Source organism: Candidatus Poribacteria bacterium, assembly GCA_028820845.1.
Taxonomy (GTDB): domain Bacteria; phylum Poribacteria; class WGA-4E; order WGA-4E; family WGA-3G; genus WGA-3G.
This window is the reverse complement of the sequence record JAPPII010000059.1, coordinates 1-24,035: the sequence shown is the minus strand read 5'-3', so window position 1 is coordinate 24,035 and position 24,035 is coordinate 1. Positions and strand designations below refer to the sequence as shown.

Genomic DNA, 24,035 nt, shown 5'->3' with positions numbered 1-24,035 from the left:
TCCTAAAGATCGGACAAACCCAACTCGCTATCATTAGTTAACCGAAAACCTTGATATATAGAGGTGTTCATAGGTAGATAAGGGGTCGGGTGCTATCGGGTTTTCCCACCCAACAGATTGGCATGCATTTTGCTTTCTATTTATAGATTAGTGTTGTAAGACTGGGATAGATATATTTCTGGGGCAGATGTGTTACCAACGGAGTCTGCCTCAGAATACCAACCCCTCGGAAAACGGGTCTGCAGCGCGGGTGTTTTTGATGTCGAGCAGGCGTTTGGCTTCAATTCTTGCTTAATCATTGCTTCGCCCTCGAATCTGGGTTCACCGATCGTGGATGCGGACACCAAGCAGTTATTGGTGCTGTATGCGCGGCAAGAAGAACGTAGCGATGATTTCGTCCTTACTATTTATCTTGTAGAGAGTGTTTCCATGCGCTCCGCGCACCTTCACAAAGGAGTGAAAAAATGCCAATCGTCCAAAAAAAGTATTGCGAGATTAGAGATTGTATGAAGCCCGGGGATGTCATTGCTTTTTCAGGGAAAAAGGCCCTTTCAGAGACAATAAAGTGGGCTACGAGAAGTAATGTGTCACATGTCGGTGTTGTTCTTCAGTCTAGGTTGATAGTAGATGGGGAACCTGAAGGGCGCGTTTTCAATCAAGTCGCGGAGGCGACCGATTCAGGAGTAAAAATTGTTAACCTGAGTGGTAAACAACAGGTTTATGAGGGTGAGATGTGGTGGTTGCCTTTGAGTGATGCATCGCGAGGCAGACTGAATTTCAACACTTTCTCTGGTTTCTTGATTGACAGTGAAGGTGCTCCCTACGATTCCTTACCCACGTTGTTCAAGTCATGGCGAGATGATCTGGATGTCTTGCCTTGTGTTTTACCTGATTTCTTAGAAATAACCCGAAATAAGGAAGACTTTGAAGCCTTTTTCTGCTCAGAACTTGTTGCTGGAGCATTAGAAACAGGCGGGGTGATTGAGAATGTCAATGCTTCAGAAGTTACGCCAATTGATCTGTGCCGGTTCAATATTTATGAAAAATATGTTCAGTTTAAAGGGGAGGAAAAAGAAATCAGAGGATTTAATTCAGTTGATCCGACTAATTGGGGTCAATGAACTAAAACTTACTGACCGCGCTATGTTGAACCGCGCGAATGAAAAAATCCTGCTTCAGAAAGTGAACGTATGGCAGCGAGACGTAGAAAACCCGCGCCATTTGTGTCATCCGCGGTAATCCGCGATTCAGATAAATTACAACCGCAACCAATCTCTATTGGATATCACAACCTTTGTAAACAAGAACCTGTGAATGGCTCACAAACACTCGGCCTATCAGAGGTAGAGTGGGAGAGTACTCCACGTGGGAATCTGTCATGTGTGAAACTTTATAAGGCTACCACTTGAATTGATTTCATTTTTATACAGAAAAGGAGCGATCTATCGTGTTTTTGAGAAACTGGCTTTTTAACGGGAAAATTCTTTTTGGCGTGTTAACTCTTGTAATGTGTTTCGGGGTTCCAGCGATGAGTTACGGTCAAGCCTTCGTTTCTGTAGAACCTGCTGAAGTAGATCCCCGGCGGCCGGGGGAAAAACTCACGGTGCGTATTAATATATTAAATATTAGTGGTGTTGAGGTTGCAGGATATCAGATAACTGTTAACTTCGATCCAACGGCACTGCGTTATGTTTCCAGTAGAAACGCTGACTATCTACCGCGAGGGGCGTTTGCAATACCGCCTGCTGCAACTGACAATAGTGTTACGATTGGAGCAACTTCTCTGGCAGGGGCTGCGTTTGATGCTAAGGGTACACTCGCTACGGTAACGTTTGAAGCCGTTGCGGCAAAAGCGTCTACCATTCGTCTCAGTGATGTTACGCTCTCTGATGTTGACGCAAGTCCTTTAGCAGTCCTTGTTGTAGATGGCAATGGGGTTGATGATTTTGGTAATGGGGTTGATGCGTTTGATGAAGGGGTTCCCGAGCCGGATTTTGGTGATGGGGTTACCGATGAGGTTCCTATAGATATTGCGGTGCAGGAGACTGCTGATGGCGGGAGTTTATATACTATTCAGGGACATACCGGCTATGTCCGAGCGTTGGCATTTTCTCCGGATGCGACGCTGTTCGCCAGTGCTGGTCAGGACGCTGTCGTCAAATTATGGAATACGAATATCTCAACAGGAGACCTTCGTTTTCTGAGACAACTTGAAGGTCATAGGCGACCCGTTACATCAGTTGCGTTTGCGGCGAATGGTAACGTACTTGCGAGTGCAAGTGTGGATGGAACGATCCGCTTATGGAATCCGAAAACCGGCAGACTGCAAAAAACGATTCCGCAAGCCCATGCTGGGGGTGTACAGTCTGTTGCATTTTCTCCGGATGGTCGTTTGCTTGCCAGCGGGGGGCGTGATAATACAGTGAAATTGTGGAACGCACGCACAGGGCGATTGATGAGAAGAGGGAGACTGACCGGACACACGGATTGGGTGTTAGGTGTTGCCTTCTCACATAAAAAAGTAGATGCTGTCATGCCGTTGCTGGAGGTCGATCCCGAAAACTACGTGCTTGCGAGTGCGAGTCGGGATGGAACGATCCGTTTGTGGCTTTCCGACGGTGAGTCTATCGCGACTTTAGAGGGCCATACGGACTATGTAACGTCAGTGCGATTTACGCCGATGGACGAGTTGGTGAGTGGGAGTCGAGATACGACGATTCGTTTGTGGTCTGATTTTGATGAGAGTACGATGGTGGCTGATTTTGGCCGTGCTAACGGTGTCGACCATAGTAGGGCGATTTTTAGAGGGCACACGAATTTCGTAAATGCGATAGCAGTTTCACCGGACGGGACGGTTGCGAGTGCGGGTGCTGATTCGACGGTGCGTGTGTGGGATCTACAGACGGGACAGTCTCGGGTGCTTGACGATAGCTTGAGTATTGCCAGAGCCGTTGCGTTTTCACCCGACAATCGAATGCTTGCCAGTGGCGATGACGTAGGCGTGATTAGGGTCTGGGCAGAAGGCGGCACGATAGATGATATATCTGATAATATAATTGATTATGTTATAGATGATGATGACTCCCTCAATCAGTCTGTCCACATTCCCGATATCAGGCTTTACCTTACTATTCAAACGGCACTCGGCAACGAAGATATCTCGGTCTCTCCATTGCCCCCGATCTCAGTGGCAGATATGCACTCGTTGACACGCCTCGTTTTCCCCAATTGGAATTGGGACTTCTTAGAGGATGTCGGCTTTTTTATTGACGATTCGGCTCCATTAGACTTGACCGGACTTGAATTTGCTGTGAATTTAAAAGAGTTGGATCTCAGTAATTATTCTATATCAGACCTCTCTCCGCTTGTACGCCTCACCAACCTAAGATCATTGTCTGTTGTGAACAGCGCAATATCGGATGCGTATCCGTTTGTGGGATTGATAGATCTGGAGGCTTTACATCTTGGTCACAACCAGATATCAGACCTCTCTCCGCTTGTGAACTTGCAAAATCTGAAAGTGTTACATCTTAATCACAACCAGATATCAAACCTCTTTCCGCTTGCCGCCCTGCGAAATCTGGAAAAGTTATATCTGAATCACAATCGGGTATCAGACCTCTCTCCTCTCGCGAACTTGCAAAATTTAACCCAATTGAGCCTTGGATACAACCAAATACAGGACGTGTCACCACTTTCTGATCTATCACATCTGGAGACGTTAGGACTTCGGGACAACGAAATAATAGATATATCGCCGCTTTCGGGTTTGATAAATCTAACGAAGTTGACCCTCGGACACAACCAGATAGGTGCAATATCCGACCTATCAGATCTGACCACCTTGCAGGAATTGTATCTCGGGAACAACGAGATATCTTATGCATTCCCACTTGGGAATCTGAAAAACCTGAGGGTATTGTATCTTGGGTACAACCAAGTATCAAACCTCTCTCCGCTTGCGGGTTTGCGAAATCTGACGAAGTTGCATCTGAGTGGGAATCAAATATCGGATGTGTCTCCGCTTGCGGGTTTGCGAAATCTGGATGAGTTACACCTCGATCACAATCGAATATCGGATTTCGGATCGATTCGTAGAGTCGTCAATAATCTGACGATTTATGTGAATAGTCCGCAATTGGAATCCTTAGTCCCGCACTCTGTAGAACTTTCGGGTCCTGAAACTGTCAGGTCGGTGATAAAGGCGTACGCATTTACCGCTACAGTCAAGAACAGCAGCGGTCAACCCTTGGGAAATGTTTCGGTTGATGCTCAGACCTACTCTCCGCAAGGAACCCTGCATGCTACTTTTAGTTCTGGTGATGGATATGTTACCAATGGTTCAGGGGAAATAGAACTCACTTTCCCCGATTTTCCGTGGGTAGGTTCATACGATATTCGTGTAACGGTCCGGGGGGAGACTGGAACGGTATTGGAGAAGACTTTTCCGAATAGGGTCACAGTGCCGGCGCCTGCTTCTATTGAACTGGTAAAAGACATACCGCATGTTCCAATTGGCGGTAGTTATGTGGCACTTTTTGAGGTGCGGGATGCGGAGGGTCAACCCTTAGAAGGTTTTCATGTTAAATTGAGTTTAGGACAATGGGATTTGGAGAAGGTTAGAGACGAGACACTGCGGGTGATCTCCGATATTGCATGGCTCCCACCTTTTATCTCACTTTCTGAATATGAGGCAGCTAAGACTCGGACAGGAAGAGTAGGACGGGAACATTCCTTTTCTGTCTGGAAATGGGTAGCAAAATCAAACTTATCTGATACGTTAAATACAGATATAACTGATGAAGAGGGCAGAGCGCGCTGTAGTCAACGTCTCCAGGCGGTAGGGTCTTATGCGGTTTCCGCGACGGTATCACGGTCTGGACACCAATTTCTGACTCAATCTTTTTCAAATGTGGGAGGCTTGGACACAGAGTATGGCAAAGCGGACAGTGGGGGCGTATATGAACGGGGCGTTGCCGGATGGACGGGGTTGGACGGGAACAACCTTCTTGGTAGGGCACGGCTTAGTGATATTAATCCGCCCTCCTACAGAGTCCAGATATATCAAGGCGGGGGGACGTGCGGTGCACCTTCCCCATCCCAAGAAGTCATAGAGGCGGCTCGGAGACTCATACCACCGGATGATAATTCTTTTTCGCCCCGAACCGCTTTCGCGGTAACGTCTCAGCCCTCGGATAGCAAAGAGCTGCTTCCTGATAACACTCCACCGAACTCTACAAGTTGCATGCAGCCTGAACTGAAGTGGACCCCAGGATCAACAGTTGCTACGGATATTGGGATCCCAATCCTCACAGTAAAGTTCTTAGATGGTCATCCTGACCATATACAAACGGTAAAGGACGCTATCAAGGATGAATGGAACAATGCAGGGGCTCTGGTCGGTTTTCGGTTCGTAGATTCAGGATTCGCTGATGTTCGGATTACATTCGATAAAAATAAGTTAAGTGAAGGGGAGGAAACTAGAGGCGGGCATCTAAATAAACCTGAACCGGGTTCGGGTTCTGTTGGCAGGGCGATTATAGGTATTGCCGACTGGGTAGAAGAAGCGATTGGAATAATAAAAAATTCAAGAGACCGGGGATTTTGGGATAACTTGGCAACAGGACTTATCGGTTGGGCGGGGTACGAATCAGTTCAGGCACGTAATTGGAGGAAGTTCTTTAAGGAACAGCAGGATAAACCGAATGTATGGCTAGATCCTGCTTTTGATAACATGCATAGTCTGACCCTGCATGAGATTGGTCATATCCTTGGTTACCATCATACGGTAGACGTAGAGGATGGTAAAGTAGATGTCGAGACAGCTTATGTTGACGATCACTCAATTATGGTTCCGGGACTCCAAGAGGATGTGGTCAGGCCGTTATCGCCTGGAGATAAAAAGGCATTGGCGAATGTATACAAGGAAATACCCTATGAAAGATGGGATGTGAGTTATCTGAAAGGAAGGATGTCAGTAGAAGGGAATGACGCTGATTTCTGGAACTCTGATGATAGCTTTGGGCCTAAAAAGCATGAGATAGGTATTTATGTCGGCACTGGTGTCGGTTCGCCTGCGCCTACCCCACTGGGTCGATTCAAATGGGGCGGTGAAATTCGACTTGAAGTAGATATAACGACGACAGGACGAGGCATGCCTGATTCTGTCGAAATGAAAGTCATCCTGCGGCTTTATGACGGATTATTTTCTGAGGAAAGTAGCAACAAGGTAGGCGAGGAGGCGTACACGTTTTGGGTTAGCAGGGAGGGGGTGTCGCGCGTCTATCGGAGTCCTGATGCGATCGTGATTGGCGGTGGTACAGCACTCTCGAGGTATACTATTAATCTTGGCCACGAGTTTGAGAGTGCTAAGGTCGGGCACGGCAGTAAGACTTGGGGCGAGGTCAAATTCGATCTCGCAGTGGTCGACCCAGATGACGCAATAGTTATCAATGAGGAACTCGTTCTATCAGCACCTGAACTTTTCCGCCATATCAACCCAACGGCTGATTTGCTTTCTCTCGCAGATATTAATGGCGACGGAAAAATAGATACCCAGGACCTGCTCCTTGTCTCCAATGCTATCGGTCACACCCATTTGGAGCACCCGCATTTCGATGTCAACAGCGATGGATCCATCACGATTGCGGATCTCGTCTCAGTCGCACAATACCTTGGACAGTCGGTATATACCGCTGCGCCTGTCTCTATTGTTGTACCCGTGGAATTAACTTATGAAACCGTGGAAGGATGGATAGATCACGCACGTTTAGCAGACGACGGGTCTGTGGTGTTTGAACAAGGGATTGCGAAACTGGAATACTTGTTGACGCTGATCATACCAGGGGAGACCGCACTGCTCCACAACTACCCCAACCCGTTCAACCCGGAGACATGGATACCGTATCATCTCGCGAAACCGGCAGATGTGGCGTTGACGATCTATGCGATAGATGGGAAAGTTGTGCGGCATTTGGATTTAGGGCATCAAGCAGCAGGTTTCTATCAGAGCAAGTCGCGTGCGGCGCATTGGGATGGCCGGAACGATGTCGGTGAACGTGTGGCGAGCGGCATCTATTTCTACACCCTCACGGCTGGGGAATTTGCTGCGACGCAGAAGATGTTGATAGTGAAGTAACTTTCACGGCGTGCGAGGTAGATTTCTAACGCTGCCTCCATGCCATATCTATTACAGTAAGATTTAGAATTAATTGAACATTCGTCCGGGCGAGGTTAGGAAACCTCGCCAGCGGCAGCGGTGCCTCTTATGTCTAATTATCTTTAGATTTCACTATAATTTCGGTTCATAAGAACCACACAACAGAGGAGTTCTCAATGACAAAACATTTCCGTTTTTTAAGCATAGTCCTTGTAGGTCTGTTAAGTCTTTTCGTCACCAGTTGTGACGAGGGCATGGACGCTGTTATTGACACGGTCACGAATGGCCCCTCCCCAGATGAACAACTACCTCGGGGGACCCCAGCCACGCGTCAAAGTTACGTCTACCACGGCACCCTCAATCATCAAGAAACAATCCGGGATCTTTTCGTTGATGGGGTTCTCGTAAGTTTAGGCGAAGATAGTGTTAAAGTCGTGTGGGATATCCAAGAAGAATCGCCAGTTCCCGAGAATCTGGGACGATCTTCAAATATTTTTTGGATTATGGGTTTTGATGGGGATTTTGGGGCGACAGCGGCAAGTCTCTCAACAACATATATTGAGGTCAATTCTTTGCCTCGCACTGATTTTTCTACCTATTATCCTTATAGGCATACGTCGCCGGTTAGGGCCTTTGATCGGGTATTTGCACAAGGGCGTGTTCTATATGCTACTGGCAGTAGTGATACGACTGTCCATGTATGGGAGAACGTCGTCCATGACGTGTGGGAAATGCTACCGGAAGAACATGCGGAACTTGCCAGACACAAACACACGCTTGAACATGAAGGTCAGGTGTGGGCGGTTGCCTTCAGTCCAGATGGACAAACGCTCGCCAGTGGCGGTGGTTTTGAAGGTATCTACTTATGGGATCCAAACACTGGCGAATCGAAAGGAGCTCCCCTCATTGCCAATACCGCTCAGGTTGAGGGGCTTGCTTTCAGTGCGGATGGACAAACCCTCGCTGTTGCAACCGGATTGGGGACTGGCGCAGCGATCCACCTCTGGGATCTCCGCACGAACCAACTGACAGAAACCTTGGTGGCACCGGCGGGATATACAATCCGAAAGGTGGCAATCAGCCCTGATGGACAGACGATTGCAGGCGGTGCCTACGACCCTGTTGGTCCCGGAGTCCTTCTCTGGAAACGGGAATAATTAGGTAAAAAAATGTGTGACATCACTGTTCTGAAAAAAAGGAGGGAATCGTGTCACATCGAATTAGGACGCAAAAAGCAATTCTGTGCGTCGTATTATCGATATTTTTCGTGTTCATCGCATCAGGCATCAGTTACGGGAATCCGAATGCGCTTGCCCGAAAAGTGTATGAGGAACACACTAAAACACTCACGCGGGCGGATATTCTGGAGGTCTTACCTGAAGTCCTTGAGGCGTTAAAAGCCCCGAAGGTTCAACCGCTGCTGAACGATCGGAGTATCAAGTTAATTGCCAATAATCCGGATCTCCTGAAAACGTTTCTGCCGGACGTGGATAATGCGTTCATAAGGCTGCTTAAAACCGATGCACAAATCAAAAAATTGATTCGCGATGCTAACTTTCAAAAAGTACTTCAGGATCCAGTTGCGATTGACGCACTTGTCGCACGGATGACCGATGATGGTATGATCGATGATATACTTCCCGAAGAAGAGCCGCCGGTGGATTTTGGCGATGGTGGTGGTATGGACATGGCACTCGAAAAGATGGTGATTTATGAGTCAACGTACTCCAGTACGTTTCAGGTTGATGGAGAGGTGGTGTATATAACATACAGTTTGCTGCGTTCAAACGAAGCATACCGTCCAGGTTCAAAACACAAAGTTATCTTTACCGTGGTAAAACAGCGTACCCGTAAACCGGTGCCATCTGTGCGTCTCAGTTTAAGCACCCACCGCGATTCGACAACAACCGCAACGTTTAGCCCTGCCGCAATTACCACGGATAAAAACGGGCAAGCGGAAACCGAGATAACTTTCTCGAAAAATCCAGGTCGCTTCTCAATGAGTGTGGAAATCGATCCTGGCTCATCGTGGGTATCTATGTCATTGGGATATAGTTCCTTTCAGCGGGTTGATTTAAAATACAACTTGTCCCCAGGATACTACCTTCCAGGCTCCAAACATAAATTGAGGCTTACTCTTAAGAATGCCCAGACAGGTAAACCAATGCCATCTATTGGTCTCAACTTAAGTGCCAATACTCGTAAAACAACTGCGACTTTTAGCCCTGCCGCAATTACCACGGATAAAAACGGGCAAGCGGAAACCGAGATAGCTTTCGGAAAACAGCCAGGGCTCGTTTCTGTGTCTATTGAAATCAAAACATCACGTTCGGTGACTTCACGTTCGGTGACTTTTAATATTTATGGCTCTACCGAAGACACAGCTATAACCCTTGATGGCGAATCTGGGAAAAACTTGGGCTTCCACCTTGTTTCGTATACGCTTGAGGTCAATAAGACTCGTAAAAAACTGGTTGTTAAAGTCAAAGATGCTCGACAACACAGTATGGATATATTTTTTAAGGACATTAGTCGGGGTTTTAAGGACATTAGTCGGGGTAAGGGGAGCGTAACGTTTGAACCGGAAACGGTTCGCACTGATAAAAATGGTTGGGCGTTTACTTACGTTACCTTTGGGGAAGGAGTAAAGGATCTTACACTTGGAATAGAGGTGGTGAAGCTGAACGTCCTTGATAAAAATCAATATGGCGCGAATGTTTACAACTATTCCGATGGCAATCAGGCAGTGCTAATAAAGGGTTTAGAACTCAATGTAGACACTTCTCAAGTTCAATCTGATTTCACTCTTCGTAAATACTTATTCAGCAAAAACGATGGATATATAGATCGAGATAGCAAGCATTTTAAACTTTATAATCAGGGAAATAGGAACGCTTGTGGACAGACCTCCGCGAGAATGCTAATGTCTTACTACGGCGTGGACGCTGATGTTTTTGATCTGGGTACGTTTTGGAGTTTCTATGATCTGAAGCAGGACCCAACATTCGGGACTCCTTCAGTTAAGCTGAAGGTAGTATTGAACGAAGTGTTACCTGTTAAGGTTGATCGGTACTCTGGAACGTCCGCAGACTTTAGTCGGCATGCTTCTCTGAGACAGAAGGTTTCACGGAGTCGCCCGCCAATGATTCTTTTGAGGTGCAACGGGGGCTTCGGTTTTCATTACGTTCTTGTTGTAGGCTACGATACGAAATACAATAAGTTTCTGATAGCAGATCCTTGGGAAATGTTCCACTGGGTACCGTGGAAAACCCTTAACTCCAGCTGGTTCCTGTCCGCGGAAGGAGGTAAGGGCTACGAGCAGTACCTTAAAGACGACTTAGGAGCGGAGGGAGATCGGAATAAGAAGGACGGGAAGATAGGTGAAGAAAAATGGTATACTGGGATAGGTATAAGTGCCGCGAAATTCGCGGATCCAGATGGATTGGATCCCTATACCATGCTTGTTCCAAAAAAGGCACCCCCTTACCATCACTTGGAATCGGAAACAGACTTCCGTGTCTCATCGGTTAGTCAGGGAAAATGGAAGGAAATAATAACAGTCAATGGACCCATAGAGGAAGGTAGAGTGGTCGCGCGCAGCGGACGTAGCGGTGCCTCCCTGGATGAGATTTTCGTCGAAGGCAATAGGTTTATCTACTCTGGCACTGGAAAATCTGGTGATTTGATATCCTCAATTGTAACAATTTGGTATAAACCGGGTCCTCCTGCGGCACCTGTGCTTCCTTTGCCGCCAGGGACGACAGTGCTGTTACCGAACTATCCGAATCCGTTCAACCCCGAGACGTGGATCCCGTATCATCTCGCGAAACCGGCAGATGTAACGTTGACAATCTATGCGATAGATGGGAAAGTTGTGCGGCATTTGGATTTAGGGCATCAAGCAGCAGGTTTCTATCAGAGCAAGTCGCGTGCGGCGCATTGGGATGGCCGGAACGATGTCGGTGAACGTGTGGCGAGCGGCATCTATTTCTACACCCTCACGGCTGGGGAATTTGCTGCGACGCAGAAGATGTTGATAGTGAAGTAATTTTCATGGCGTGCTTGGGCAGATTTTCAGAAAGCACAAGTGCTGAACCCGGATGTCGGACGGTTGTACTTTTTGGGTACACTAACGACAAGGAAGTATAAATGAGATTGAGAACGTTTATAATAACCCTATCAGAGCTGATAGACTTTTCCAAAAGAGAACACATATCTGTATGCATAAGTCTGTATAGCACCCTCTTTCTCCTCATCGCTATGGCGGCTTGTGGCAAGGGAGAGGTCATACAGAGATCCTTGGACGGTTCTACCCAGGCTCCCATTGAGGGCGCAGCACCTGCGGGTATGGTGCTAATCCCCGCAGGCACGTTTCAGATGGGCAGCTATGATCCGGGTTCTGATGCCAGTGAGCAGCCCCTTCACACCGTCTACGTTGACGCTTTTTATATGGATAGTACGGAAGTCACGAAAGCACAATTCAAGGCGTTCGTGCTTGAAAATCCACAGTGGCGAAAGGATCGCATTCGGAAAAAGTTCCATACTGGCGACTATCTCTATGATTGGAACGGGAATAACTATCCAGATGGTGAAGCAGCCTACCCGGTGACGTATGTGAGTTGGTATGCGGCGATGGCATACTCGAAGTGGGCAGGGAAACGGTTACCGACAGAGGCTGAGTGGGAATATGCTGCGCGTGGGGGGTTGGTTGGCAAAGTTTATCCATACGGCAACACGATAACGCCGCATGATGCCAATTATGGGGGGAACGTTGGTGGTGCCAGGCCAGTCGGGTGTTATCCTGTGAACGGGTATGGTTTATATGATATGGCAGGTAACGTTTTTGAGTGGTGTCTGGATGAGTTTGATCACGATTTCTATGCGACACTTCCACTGAATGGCGTTGTGCGTAATCCGCTGGCAGTTGCGAACAGTATGACGCGGTTGATAAGAAACTTCGTTAATATTGAGGGCTACCGCGTGGTGCGCGGCGGTGCTTGGAACCATTCTAAACACTACACAAGAGTCGCTAACCGCCTCGGCTCTAATCCGGCGGTTACGGACAGCGACTACGGTTTTCGTTGTGTGAGGACTGTATCCCCTTGATCTTTACGGATTTATTCGTTATTTCGCCAAAACGGAAAGAGGAGTGCCTCATGATTTTGCAGCGAGTGAAACGACGGACCTTGACGACGCTACGTTTTTATACGTGTTTTGTTACGTTGTTTACTGTCGGGTGTTGGCTTAACTTCGCGGCAGCAGAAAATGAAATCAACTGGATGCCTGATGCGAATCTAAGACGAGTTGTCCGAGAAGCTCTCGAACTCGCCCCGGATGCCTTACTCACGCCACAGCAGTTAGCGGGTTTGACGGAATTGTATGCTCACAAGCAAAAAATATGGTCACTTAAAGGGTTAGAGTATGCGACGGGCTTGAAAGTGTTATTTCTCTGGGATAATTGGATAATAGACATCACACCCTTGGCAAACTTGACGCAATTGAAGCGGTTAAATCTCATGTCTAATGAGATAAATGACATCACACCGCTGTTGAATTTGACAGACTTGGCGGAGTTATTCCTTGAAAGTAATCGAGGGATTGATATAAACGGACTGTCACGCTTAACAGGATTGAAAGAGTTATCTCTCTGGGGGAAGGGAGTAACTGACATCACACCGTTGTCAAGTTTGACGCAATTGGAGACGTTAACTCTCTGGCATAATAGAATAGTAGACCTTGCCCCATTAGCAAATTTGGTGGAATTGAAAAGGTTGTCTTTCCGCAAGAATGGGATAAGGGACATCACACCGTTGTCAAGCTTGACAGGATTGAAAGAGTTATCTTTCCCCGACAACGAAGTGATAGACCTGGGTCCGTTAGCAAACTTGACAGCATTGGAGCAGTTAGATGTTTCGGATAATAGAATAGTAGACCTCACGCCGCTGTCAAGTTTAATAGACTTGACGCGGTTAGAACTCGGATCTAATCACATTATAGATATAACGCCGTTGTCAAACTTAACGCAATTGAAAGCGTTATTTCTCGATCGTAATAGGGGGGTAAACCTCACGCCTTTAGTAAATTTGATAGGATTGGAGGTGTTATTTCTCTCCAAGAATGAGATAACTGACCTCATGCCCTTGTCGAACTTGACCCAGCTGAAAAAGTTGTTTCTGTGGGATAATAGAATAGTAGACCTCACGCCCTTGTCGAACTTGACCCAATTAGAAGAGTTATATCTTGATAATAATCAAATAATAGACCTTATGCCGTTGTCAAACTTGACAGCATTGGAGAAGTTAGATATCAGGGCTAATCCAATTGATGTAACGCTCCTGTACACACTCCGTAATCGTAGTCCAAATTTATTAAACCTTCTTTTCCCGTTACCGCTGCCTGAGCCGGGTTTAATGCCTGATGGGAATTTAGCGGCCGAGGTACGCGAGGCTCTGGGGTTAACTTCGTGCAGCCCCTTCACGCAGGAGGCACTGCAAAGTTTATACGAGTTGTCTTCTTATGGCGAACAGATAACCAGCCTCACAGGATTGGAGCATGCGACAGAATTGAGGGTATTACAACTCTCTGATAATGAGATAAGCACGCTTACGCCGTTAGCAAACTTGACAGAATTGAGGGTATTACAACTCGCTAATAATGAGATAAGCACGCTTACGCCGTTAGCAAACTTAACAGAATTGAGTGTATTACGACTCTCCGATAATGAGATAAGCACGCTTACGCCGTTAGCAAACTTGACAGAATTGAGGCAGTTGGATCTCGCTAATAATGAGATAAGTGACCTCACGCCGTTAGCAAACTTGACAGAATTGAGTGTATTACAACTTTCTGATAATGAGATAAGCACGCTTACGCCGTTAGCAAACTTGACAGAATTGAGGCAGTTGGATCTCGCTAATAATGAGATAAGGGACCTGGGACCGTTGGCAAACTTGAACGTGTTATACTCGTTAGTGTTGGAAACTAATCAGATCAGTGATATCAGTGTCCTCCCACAGTTGACAAACTTACAAATGCTGCATATCCAGCCGAATCCAATTCAAGATGTAACACCCCTCCGAACTCTTCTTAAAAGCAATCCAGAAATGACGATAGATGTTGGATTCATAGTTCCGTCTCTGTGTCCGGTTATGTATTGGATAGATATGGAGAATGGCACGCTCCACCGCTGCATGAAGGACACGGTGGTTAACCTCTTCCCAGGCCTCCAAAACGCAACAAGTCTTGTCCTAAGTCATCATGACTACTATTGGACAGAGAAAACAGGCAGTAGCACATGGCAGATCCGACACGCCAGTAAGGACCGAACCACAGCGCGCATCCTAAATTTTCATGAAGAATTAACAGGTATACCTACAGATATGACGATCGTGAAGCAGCATCTCTACGTGACGGGATCATCGGGTAAGATTCAGCGTCTCAGTGAGCACGGTTTTGACTTTGAACCCGATTTCATCACAGGTTTGGCTTCGCCGAGGCATCTGGTCGCGGATGTATTAGATGAGAAACTTTATTGGACGGAGAAAACAACGCAGGGAATGTGGCAGATCCGCTGTGCTGCACTTGATGGCTCGAACATTCAAGTGGTGACGCAATTAGAGGGTATACCGCTGGGGCTCGGAATTGACGCTATAGCCAAGCAGCTCTACGTATCAGTGGCTGAGGGTAAGATTCAGCGTCTCGGGGTTGATGGCTCCGGCTTTGAACCCGATTTCATTACGGGTTTGGTGTCGCCAGGGAGCATCGCTGTGGATGTGGGAGGCGGAAAGTTGTATTGGACGGAGAAAGATAGTATCTGGGGAGCGTCCCTGAGTGGTGAGAACATTGCGCGTGTCGCTACAGACTTAGGCATGCCTGCCCATTTAGTTTTGGATATTAGCCTCCCTGTTGCTGCTGAGGTTCGATAGATTGAGCCTTTGGGGTGGTTAAATTGTAAAAAATGTTCTCTCTTGAGAGAGTTTTGGCTGTATGTAAACCTCATTAGTATCTCCAACGTTTTAGATGCTAATCATCAATAGAACTGAATGCGGAGAATCTCATGAAACGACTGAAACTGAATCGGATGTTAGCGAGGCTGCCCCAGGCGGGGGTGTATTACTTACTGTTGGCTCTGGTAACGATAGGTATGTCCGGCGATACTGCCTTTACAGAAACCCCATCCCCCTTGGAGCCGATGGAAAAGCAGGTTACACAGGGTGCGTTACGCGTCAAAATCGCTGATGAAGTGGTAGAATGTCCGCTAAAACATACCGATGTGAAGGTGGACATCTCTGGCTTTATCGCCCGTGCTACCGTGATCCAAACCTTCTACAATCCTTATGATGAGAACATTGAGGCAGTGTATGTCTTTCCGCTACCGCATACCGCTGCAGTGGACGCGATGACGATGAAGATTGCGGAACGCACGATTGTCGGTGTGATGAAACGTCGAGCTGAAGCACGTGCTATCTATGAGCAGGCGATACAGCAAGGACAGACGGCAAGCTTGCTGGAGCAAGAGCGACCGAATATCTTTACACAATCCGTTGGCAACATAAAATCCGATCAGGAAATTCATATTGAAATCTCATACGTGGATGTCCTCAATTACGACATGGGCACTTACGAATTCCACTTCCCGATGGTCGTTGGACCCCGATATATTCCAGGTGATCCGATCTCCAAGAAGCCGCAGCTGCCGAAGGCGTTAGAGGGGAAGGTTGGCGAAGTAGAGGAGCGCGTAACGAAGGTTACACTTAGTGGTGACCCGTCAGGAACAGGCTGGTCTCCGGACACAACCGGCGTGCCGGATGCTTCCCGTATCACGCCCCTCGTTCTCAAACCCGGTTATCGCACAGGACACGACATCCACCTTGCAGTCTCGCTTGATGCGGGGGTGCCGATTCAGGACATTGAGAGTGTTAATCATACGGCAAAGTTGGAGCGGATTGAGCCCTCAGAGGCAAGGATAGAAATTTCACCCATGGATGCGATTCCGAACAAGGACTTTGTCATGAAGTACAAGGTCGTGGGTGAGAAGCCGGAGATAGCCGTTTTTGCACACGCTACGGGGCCTGAGCAGCGTTATTTTATGCTCATGGTTCAACCTAAACTGGATGCCGAGTTCGCCGAAGCCCCGCCGCGTGAATTGGTTTTTCTCGTTGACGATTCGGGTTCAATGTCGGGTGAACCGATGGCGAAGGTGAAAGCGACGATGCGGCATTTTTTTCAACGCAGTAAACCGAATGACACCTTCCAGGTTATCACCTTCTCAAACCACGTAAACAAACTTTTTGAAACATCGGTATCGGCAACAGAAGAGAACATAGCGAGTGCTCTGACTTTCATCCAACAGATTCACGGTGGCGGTGGCACGGAGATGCTTGCGGGTATCAAGGCGGTGCTCAATGCTCCTGTTGACCCAGAGCGTGTCCGTATCGTCGTGATGCTCACCGACGGCTACATTGGCAATGAAGCGGAGATCATCGCGGAGGTCGGAAGACGTGCTGGCGACGCGATTCGTTTTTGGACGATCGGGATCGGTTCTTCACCAAACCGCTTGCTGATTGAGGGTGTGGCGAAACAAGGCGGTGGGATGAGCGGTGTGTTGGATCTCAACACCAACCCCAAGGAACTCGTCACACAGGTGGTTGAACGTATCCATCACGCCCAACTTGCTCATATCCAGATGGATTGGAAGCAGCTCACTGTTTACGAGACCTATCCACGACGGATCCCTGAACTCTGGGCGGGTCGTCCGGTGATCCTCTTTGGACGTTATGCAGCAGGCGGTCATGCAGTGCTTACGTTATCTGGCATAGTGGAAGGAGAACCGCTCACTTATGCGGTTGATGTAACACTTCCTGATGCCGAACCTACTAACGACGTTTTGGCGAAGGTGTGGGCGCGAAAAAAAATAGAAGACCTTTCCGCGCAGGTGTATGATGCCGATATGCCTGAAATTGTCGAGGAAATCACGCGCATCGCACTTGACTACCGGTTGATGAGCCAATACACGAGTTTCGTGGCTGTAGATGAGAGCGAAATCTCGGATCTCAGTCAACAGCCAACGCCCCCGCGGCGAGTTTTGGTGCCTGTGCCGTTGCCCGAAGGTGTTAATTTTCGAGGATTCTTTGGAGGAATGGAAGAAGAACCCCAATTCTTCTACGACTTTTTCGGGCCAGAACAGCCCTTAGCACCCTCGCTCGGCAGACGTAGGGGTTTGAGTGAAGATACTGGTTACGCGGGTTATGGTTTCCGCGGTAGATATAGTGAGTTTGCTATAGGGGATTCTAAGCGGCGGCTCGAAACAACCGCTGGCGTGCGTCCACACGCTCCAGTTATAAAGCCGACTGTACCTACTGAAACCAGTGAACCGAACGCAGAGCTTCTACCTCAACGACCCTATCGGGGCCGGATAAAAAAAGAAGTCAGTGAACCAAACGCAGAACCTCTACCGCAACGGATAAAAAAAGAAGTCAGTGAACCAAACGCAGAACCTCTACTGCAAAAGTATCAGTATCCTCCCGCGTGGGTTATACAAGAAGTGTTAGACACCTTGTCGGTGGAAAGACAGGAATACGCGAAAACAGTAGTGGCGGAGGCACAGGCTCTACAGCGAGGTGGCCACCTTGAAAAAGCCCGACTTCGCTACCAACACGCCTTGGGACTGGCGGGTATTCAGTCCGACGATGATACCGGCGCGACCGCAGCAGAAGCAATCCAGACGTTGGATCATGAAATTCTAAAGAAACTGACTGAAGCCCACCCCAGACTAAACCGAAAACTTAATCTGATAATTCGGAATCAACCGCTTGCTGATGCGGTTCACACCCTCGTCAACGCTGGGGATTTCCGTCTCGATATGGTGCCGGGGAGTCTTGATGATGTCGCGACGCTCCTAAATTTACCGGAATGCCGCGTGACCTATCTCGACCTGCGGCACGCAACGTTAGGACAAGGACTGGAGTGGCTCCTCGCTCCCTATCATCTGACATGGCAAGTGAAAGACACTGAAACCATAAAGGTTGGGACGGCGCGCCGAATGCCAGGACACGCTGTGTGGGGATATAATGTCCAGGACTCCGCGAGTATCTTGATCCCCAAACTTGACGAGAACGCCTCACCGGAAGATGTCGCCAACGTGCTAAACATCTTTCTCCAAACTATCAGAACTGTCATTGATCAGAAAGATGATTCAGGCATCACGCCTGGATCGGCTGTCCTTATCAATCCGAGCTTCCTGCTCGTTTACGGAGCCCCGGATGTCCATGAAACAGTGAGACGGTTTCTTGAGGCACTGAAAGATAGCAATAACGATATAGTGAACATTGCTGAACATGCATTGTCAAAAGAGACGCGTGAAGACCTGAAAGCATTACAGAAGTTGACGACGGGTGAGTGGAAAAGATTCGCGGAGGCTCGTGAGAAGGCAGCTGTAGCCAAAGCTCGTCAACGTGTGCTTGCTGATTTAAATACCGCATCTTTGCATCTTTTGGCAGAAGCCCTGAGTGGTGAGATTCACCTTGAGGCACTCACCCGGCTTCAAACGGCTTGGACCTCACCACAACTTCAAACCGTTATTGAAAAAGATGAGTACTTTGCGATGCGGTCAGCATGGTGCATTCGCACAGCAGCTCAAGCCGTTCCGACGGATGTAGAACTGACAGCACTCTCCGAAAGCGTCCTCTCAAAGATCCCACAGGTGAAGGTGCTGAATCCGCAAGAGCATACCTTCGAGGATTACCTTGGCACCCTCTATGCTGTACTCTCACACCAAATTGGGGATGCACATAGTAGCGTGGACGATGCCGTAATTAAGGCACTGATGGATAATCCAGGTAGAAGCACCCATGGAGAAATGTTGAGCCTTATCGCCGAAAGTTTGCTTTCACCCTCGGAAAAGAGTGATAAAGCCTTACAAGCAGTACTCTTTGAACATGAGATTTACTCCGATGATCTTCTCCTGCTAACGTGTCTGACTGCTAAACGGCGCGGCGGGCAGCTGTGGCAAACTTTCCGAGCGGAGCTGCCTAACATCGCCAGATGGATGTCAAGTGGGCATATTCTGGTTCTCATCAATCGGCTTGCGGCATCGCGCAGGCACATTTAGGTTGTTGTGATAGATTGATGCAGTAGGCGAGGGTTTCTTGCGGAAACACCTCGCCTATGTCACTAACCTCATCAAAACCGTTGTCCCTTTCCCAGGCGTGCTTTCAATCTCTACGCCACCACGATGTTCTTCAAGAATTCGTTTCACATTCGCCAATCCGAGTCCCGTCCCTTTCGTCTTTCGGGTAAAGAACGGTTCAAACAGATGTTCCAAGTCTTCTGCGGGTATGCCAACACCTGTGTCCGTAATTTTGATACAGACGCTGTTAGCTTCTATCAACGTGGATACCTTCAACGCACCCCCTTGCGGCATCGCTTCCATCGCGTTCAGAACGACGTTCATAAACGCCTGCTTTAATTTATCTGAATCAAACTGAGCTTCTGGGGTTACAGGTGACACGTCTAACACTAACTGAATCTGGTGGTGTGCCAAGTTGGCTTCCATCAAAGCCAAGACCTCATGTAGGGCAGGCGCGAGCGGTTGTTGTTTAAGATTAAGTGCTGTGGGGCGTGAAAAGTCCATCAACCCTTTGACGATGGTGTCAATCCGTTCAATCTCCTCAAGGATATAACGGAGCGATTGTTGATGCTTTTCTGTTGACATTTCGGGTTTCTGCATCAGCAGCTGTGCCAGCATCCGCATAGATGACAACGGGTTTCGGATTTCGTGTGCGAACGCAGCAGACATCTTTCCAGCCGTTGCCAGACGCTCCGCTTGAATCAACTGATCCCTTGATTGCTTTAAATCTTGGGTCATCTGATTAAACGCAGTGGCAAGATCGCCTATTTCATCGTTTGTTTTAAGGTCGCACTGTTCGTCTAAGTCTCCTATAGCGACGCGTGCTGTCGAATCAACCAAAGTTTTGATAGGGTTCGTCAAGTTTTTCCCAATCCGTTGACTGATAAAAGCAACCAGAGCCAGAACGAGGACAGCAATACTGAGCATATACCATGTGAAAGCGCGTTTTGCCTCGGCGATCGCTTCCATTGGACGCAGCAAACAGTAGAAGCGTCCGAATTCAAGCGGAAGGTAGAAAACCTTATACGGTTTCCCAGCGAGTGTAACGTCTTGTGTAATGGATGTTCCGTCTGGGTTTTCAAAACGCTGCTTGACCTCGCGGAGCCGCATTTTATCCGCCAATTTCGCCCAATCCTGCTCTGTATCGGAGAGTCTATTGAGTGAATTATAGTTTAGCGTGTAATCGGAACCGAAAATCATAATCTCAACGCTGTAGGCACGCCTGAGTTTTTCTTGATCTTGTTCAAAGTAACCCGTTTCTATGATGGTATCAAGCCAACTTTCCGTTTCACGCGTAAATTGTTCGCTATACTTCCACGCAAAGATTTCGATAGCCACCAAAGGTAGCACAATAGCAACGACAGCAAAGAGCAGTAGGAACGGGAGAACGATCTTGGTTTGAATACTATACCGACGCATCGGGTTCACCCTTTTCTTATACCAATTCTAATTGATAATTCCTCTTAAAAGGTTGGCTATTTTTCAGCACTGCTCGGTGCGGTTAGAAACCGCACCTACTGGGTGTGACGTGAGTGGGTTCGGTTAATGCGAGATAAACTTTTAGAAATGGTATTACATTGGGACTACGAGAGATTATACAAACTGATATTGTTATCAGTATAACCCAAAAGGATAGGCAGGTCAACGTATATACAGCGTGAGCTTGAAAATAAAATCGTAGGTCGGGTAGAGCGGTAAATACACATGAAAAACCCTATAATTTGGACAAATAGGTCGTTTTTTAAGGCATTTTCTGCCGAAATAGCGGTAGCGAAACCCGACATTTCACTTTTATCAAACTCACGTTATATACAGCGTTGTACGTTTCTGGACGGGAGAAAAATGACAAGCAGCTTTGGAATTGAAATTTTAAACGAACAAAAATCGTATTTAAGATGTCTAATATATGAAAATCGGAACTTTTTAGTGCTTAGGGTGTGTAAATCTTGGAGCATTTCGCTTTTCAATAGACATTATGAACTGAGGGTTTTCAACCTTAACTTTGTTCCCCATGGAGAAAATACAGATGACTGATGCTATACGATTCGGCACTTCGCACACAGATGTAGAATACACAGACCCAAATCTTGAGCAGATTAGTGAGGATGAACTTATTCAGCGGTTCCAAAACGGGGATACAGAAGCTTTCAATCCTCTTATTCTCAAGTATCAGAAGAAAATATATAATTTCTTGTATCGACGTGTGCGTGATCGAGAAACAGCAAAAGACTTGTGTCAAGAGGTATTTTTAAAGGCGTTTAAGGCACTCCCTAATTTCAAAGGTGATTCCACGTTCTATAGTTGGGTTTACCGGATTGCCATCAATTGCAGCATAGATTTCCAGCGTCAGCGAAATCGTGTTAAAGTTCTTACGTTTGAGGAATTATCTTATGATGCCGACGATGTCTTGAGAATGCTGAACTCACATCCGTCACCGGAGATGCTCACCGAATCTGAGGAACTCGGACGTATTATTCGCAAAGCGGTCCGGAAGCTGCCCCCAGGCCAACGGCGTGTCTTTAATCTGCGCCACCGGAGGGAACTCGCGATTAAAGAGATCGCAGTGCTCTTAAATAGGTCGGAAGGGACAATTAAAGCGCACTTGCATCACGCGCATCAACGGCTGCAGGGCATGCTTCTCCCCTATTTGCAAAATCAACCGCTGGAATGGAATGGAGAGGTTTAGCGGATGAATCTCTAACAAATGGGCGAGGTTTGCTAACTTCGCCAGTTCACTCTAAATATATCAGTGTACCAATGGACGGGAATTCAGCAAAGTATTCCCGTCTTTGCTTGCACCGTCTGGCATCTTAACAGTTTGGTTTTCGTCTTTTGATTTTTCGATGCACTCGGAAAAATAATTGCTACTTAATTTAACTTGACAACCTTGCCCAAATAGAGTATAATATATAAGATTCTACGTGAAGAATCAGAACGTTAGGTGGGATGGCTGAGTGGACGAAAGCGGCGGTCTTGAAAACCGTTATGGCGCAAGCCATCGTGGGTTCGAATCCTACTCCCACCGCCATTATAGATATAAATGAAACGGGTGGCATGGCCGAAAGCGGCGGTCTTGTCTTTTGATACGGGGCGTTATGGCGCAAGCCATCGTGGGTTCGAATCCTACTCCCACCGCCATTATATTTTATAGGTATGGCTGCGTGGAGGAAAGCGGGGGTCTTGTCTTTTGATACGGGGCGTTATGGCGCGAGCTATCGTGGGTTTGAATTTTACCGTCATCACCATGAGGAGAGGTGCAGGAGTGGTTGAACTGGACTGCCTGCTAAGCAGTTATGGCGTAAGCCATCGTGGGTTCGAATCCCACCCTCTCCGTTCTAATAGGTATTCATTTCACTGAAAACTCTTAAAATACGCGCCTGTAGCTCAGCGGATTAGAGCAGCTGACTACGGATCAGCAGGTCGGGGGTTCGAGTCCTCTCAGGCGCTTTCAAAGTTTATGTCGGGCAGAAAGTATAAAGCAAAGACAAATTGCTCGCGAATCACTCACAATTTGAATCGTGATCTTTTCTGGATGGGACAGGCAATCGAATTAGCACGGCAGGCGGGAGAAAAAGGCGAAGTGCCTGTCGCCGCGATGCTAATTAAAGAAAATACTTTGATCGCTGAAGCGCATAATCTGCGTGAACAGCACGGTAACCCCATCGCTCACGCAGAAATGCTCGCGATACAGGCAGCAGCCAAAGAAATCGGGAACTGGCGATTTGTTGACACAACTTTGTATGTGACATTAGAGCCCTGCTCAATGTGTGCCGGCGCAATCGTGTTAGCACGCATTCCAAGGGTCGTTTATGCCACGACAGACCCGAAATCCGGGGCAGCTGGAACACTCTACAACATTCTACAAGATGAACGCTTGAATCATCGCGTTGAATTGGTGAGTGGTGTCTTGGCAGAAGAGAGTAGTGCCCTTCTGAAATCTTTTTTTCAGCAACGCCGTCGGAAGAGGAAATCTGAAGATGGCTATCAGCAACCAATAACTGACAACCGATAGCCACTAAGGAGAGATGCAGGAGTGGTTGAACTGGACAGTCTCGAAAACTGTTGTGGCGCAAGTCACCGTGGGTTCGAATCCCACTCTCTCCGTTTTTTTGTATTTGTGAGTTGAATGATAGCATTCAAGAAATTTAATTGTTGTAAGATGCTGAAGTCTTGCAATTCTGGGGCAGTAGCTCAGTTGGGAGAGTGCATCCCTCGCACGGATGAGGTCACGGGTTCAAATCCCGTCTGCTCCATTGAGGTTTTGCGGAGAGATGCAGGAGTTGGTTGAACTGGCATGACTGGAAATCATGTGTGCTGTTTTGCAGTACCGTGGGTTCGAATCCCACTCTCTCCGCCACTTTCTTTTTACAATAGGACTTACGCAATTCCCTGGTAGGTGCGGTTTCCTAACCGCACGAGCGTGTGATAAATAGTGGAATTCCGCAATCTTGCGTAAGTCCTGTACAATTTTTTTCAGTATTAAATCTCAGTGCGATACACATCGTTCATCGCGATGAGAAATTAATCAGAAACTTGTTATAGGTTATCAAAGGTTTCTTAACGATTGAGAATCGGCATGCTGCACAAGCCTATAGCGGCTTGTAGGACAAGGCGAAGCAAACGGACTTCGCCCGATATGCTGTTCGCTATGGGATGGCTTTGGCTTTCAGCTCAGATTTAATCGTTAAAAATGTCTTGGCTATGCTAGGTGGGGAGGTAGCGGTGCCCTGTATCTGCAATCCGCTAAAG

10 protein-coding genes and 6 tRNA genes are annotated in these 24,035 nt (G+C 47.5%); 15 read left to right on the top strand and 1 reads right to left on the bottom strand.

Translation table 11 applies throughout. The annotated features are described in order from the left end of the window. Window positions 1-464: 464 nt before the first annotated feature. From OXN25_12010 to OXN25_11980, 7 genes are all read left to right on the top strand, one after another. On the top strand, window positions 465-1,121 hold the full coding sequence (locus OXN25_12010) for a hypothetical protein (protein MDE0425580.1): 657 nt from the start codon (window positions 465-467) through the stop codon (window positions 1,119-1,121). A 326-nt stretch (window positions 1,122-1,447) separates the two neighbouring features. Then, a complete protein-coding gene (locus OXN25_12005; GenBank protein ID MDE0425579.1) occupies window positions 1,448-7,138 on the top strand; it encodes a leucine-rich repeat domain-containing protein in 5,691 nt (1,896 codons plus the stop codon). 197 nt (window positions 7,139-7,335) lie between these two features. Then, on the top strand, window positions 7,336-8,316 hold the full coding sequence (locus tag OXN25_12000; protein ID MDE0425578.1) for a hypothetical protein: 981 nt from the start codon (window positions 7,336-7,338) through the stop codon (window positions 8,314-8,316). A gap of 50 nt (window positions 8,317-8,366) precedes the next feature. Then, a complete protein-coding gene (locus tag OXN25_11995) occupies window positions 8,367-11,207 on the top strand; it encodes a C39 family peptidase (GenBank protein MDE0425577.1) in 2,841 nt (946 codons plus the stop codon). Window positions 11,208-11,308: 101 nt separating this feature from the next. Next, window positions 11,309-12,265, top strand: a complete 957-nt coding sequence (locus OXN25_11990) for a formylglycine-generating enzyme family protein (GenBank protein MDE0425576.1) — start codon at window positions 11,309-11,311, stop codon at window positions 12,263-12,265. A gap of 50 nt (window positions 12,266-12,315) precedes the next feature. Continuing rightward, window positions 12,316-15,084 (top strand): leucine-rich repeat domain-containing protein, encoded by a 2,769-nt coding sequence (locus tag OXN25_11985; protein MDE0425575.1) that lies wholly within the window; start codon window positions 12,316-12,318, stop codon window positions 15,082-15,084. Window positions 15,085-15,215: 131 nt separating this feature from the next. Then, window positions 15,216-19,268: a VIT domain-containing protein gene (locus tag OXN25_11980; protein ID MDE0425574.1), complete on the top strand. Its 4,053-nt coding sequence runs from the start codon at window positions 15,216-15,218 to the stop codon at window positions 19,266-19,268. Window positions 19,269-19,322: 54 nt separating this feature from the next. Here the strand turns inward: OXN25_11980 and OXN25_11975 are convergent, their stop codons facing one another. Continuing rightward, window positions 19,323-20,705 carry an ATP-binding protein gene (locus OXN25_11975; protein ID MDE0425573.1) on the bottom strand — a complete coding sequence of 461 codons (1,383 nt, stop codon included), beginning with the start codon at window positions 20,703-20,705 and terminating at the stop codon, window positions 19,323-19,325. 607 nt (window positions 20,706-21,312) lie between these two features. On the opposite strand from OXN25_11975, the gene OXN25_11970 reads away from it, so the two are divergent. The 8 genes from OXN25_11970 to OXN25_11935 all read left to right on the top strand — a co-directional run bounded on the left by OXN25_11970 (window position 21,313) and on the right by OXN25_11935 (window position 23,643). Next, complete coding sequence (locus tag OXN25_11970; GenBank protein ID MDE0425572.1) at window positions 21,313-21,972, top strand: sigma-70 family RNA polymerase sigma factor; 660 nt, start codon at window positions 21,313-21,315, stop codon at window positions 21,970-21,972. Between the two features lie 254 nt (window positions 21,973-22,226). Beyond that, window positions 22,227-22,314: transfer RNA gene (locus tag OXN25_11965), tRNA-Ser, on the top strand. 220 nt (window positions 22,315-22,534) lie between these two features. Beyond that, window positions 22,535-22,619: transfer RNA gene (locus OXN25_11960), tRNA-Ser, on the top strand. A gap of 40 nt (window positions 22,620-22,659) precedes the next feature. Next, window positions 22,660-22,733 (top strand) — tRNA-Arg (locus OXN25_11955). Window positions 22,734-22,797: 64 nt separating this feature from the next. Continuing rightward, complete coding sequence (tadA, locus tag OXN25_11950; protein MDE0425571.1) at window positions 22,798-23,298, top strand: tRNA adenosine(34) deaminase TadA; 501 nt, start codon at window positions 22,798-22,800, stop codon at window positions 23,296-23,298. Window positions 23,299-23,305: 7 nt separating this feature from the next. Continuing rightward, a tRNA-Ser gene (locus OXN25_11945) sits at window positions 23,306-23,390 on the top strand. A 76-nt stretch (window positions 23,391-23,466) separates the two neighbouring features. Continuing rightward, window positions 23,467-23,539 (top strand) — tRNA-Ala (locus OXN25_11940). Window positions 23,540-23,551: 12 nt separating this feature from the next. After that, window positions 23,552-23,643: transfer RNA gene (locus tag OXN25_11935), tRNA-Ser, on the top strand. Window positions 23,644-24,035 lie beyond the last annotated feature (392 nt).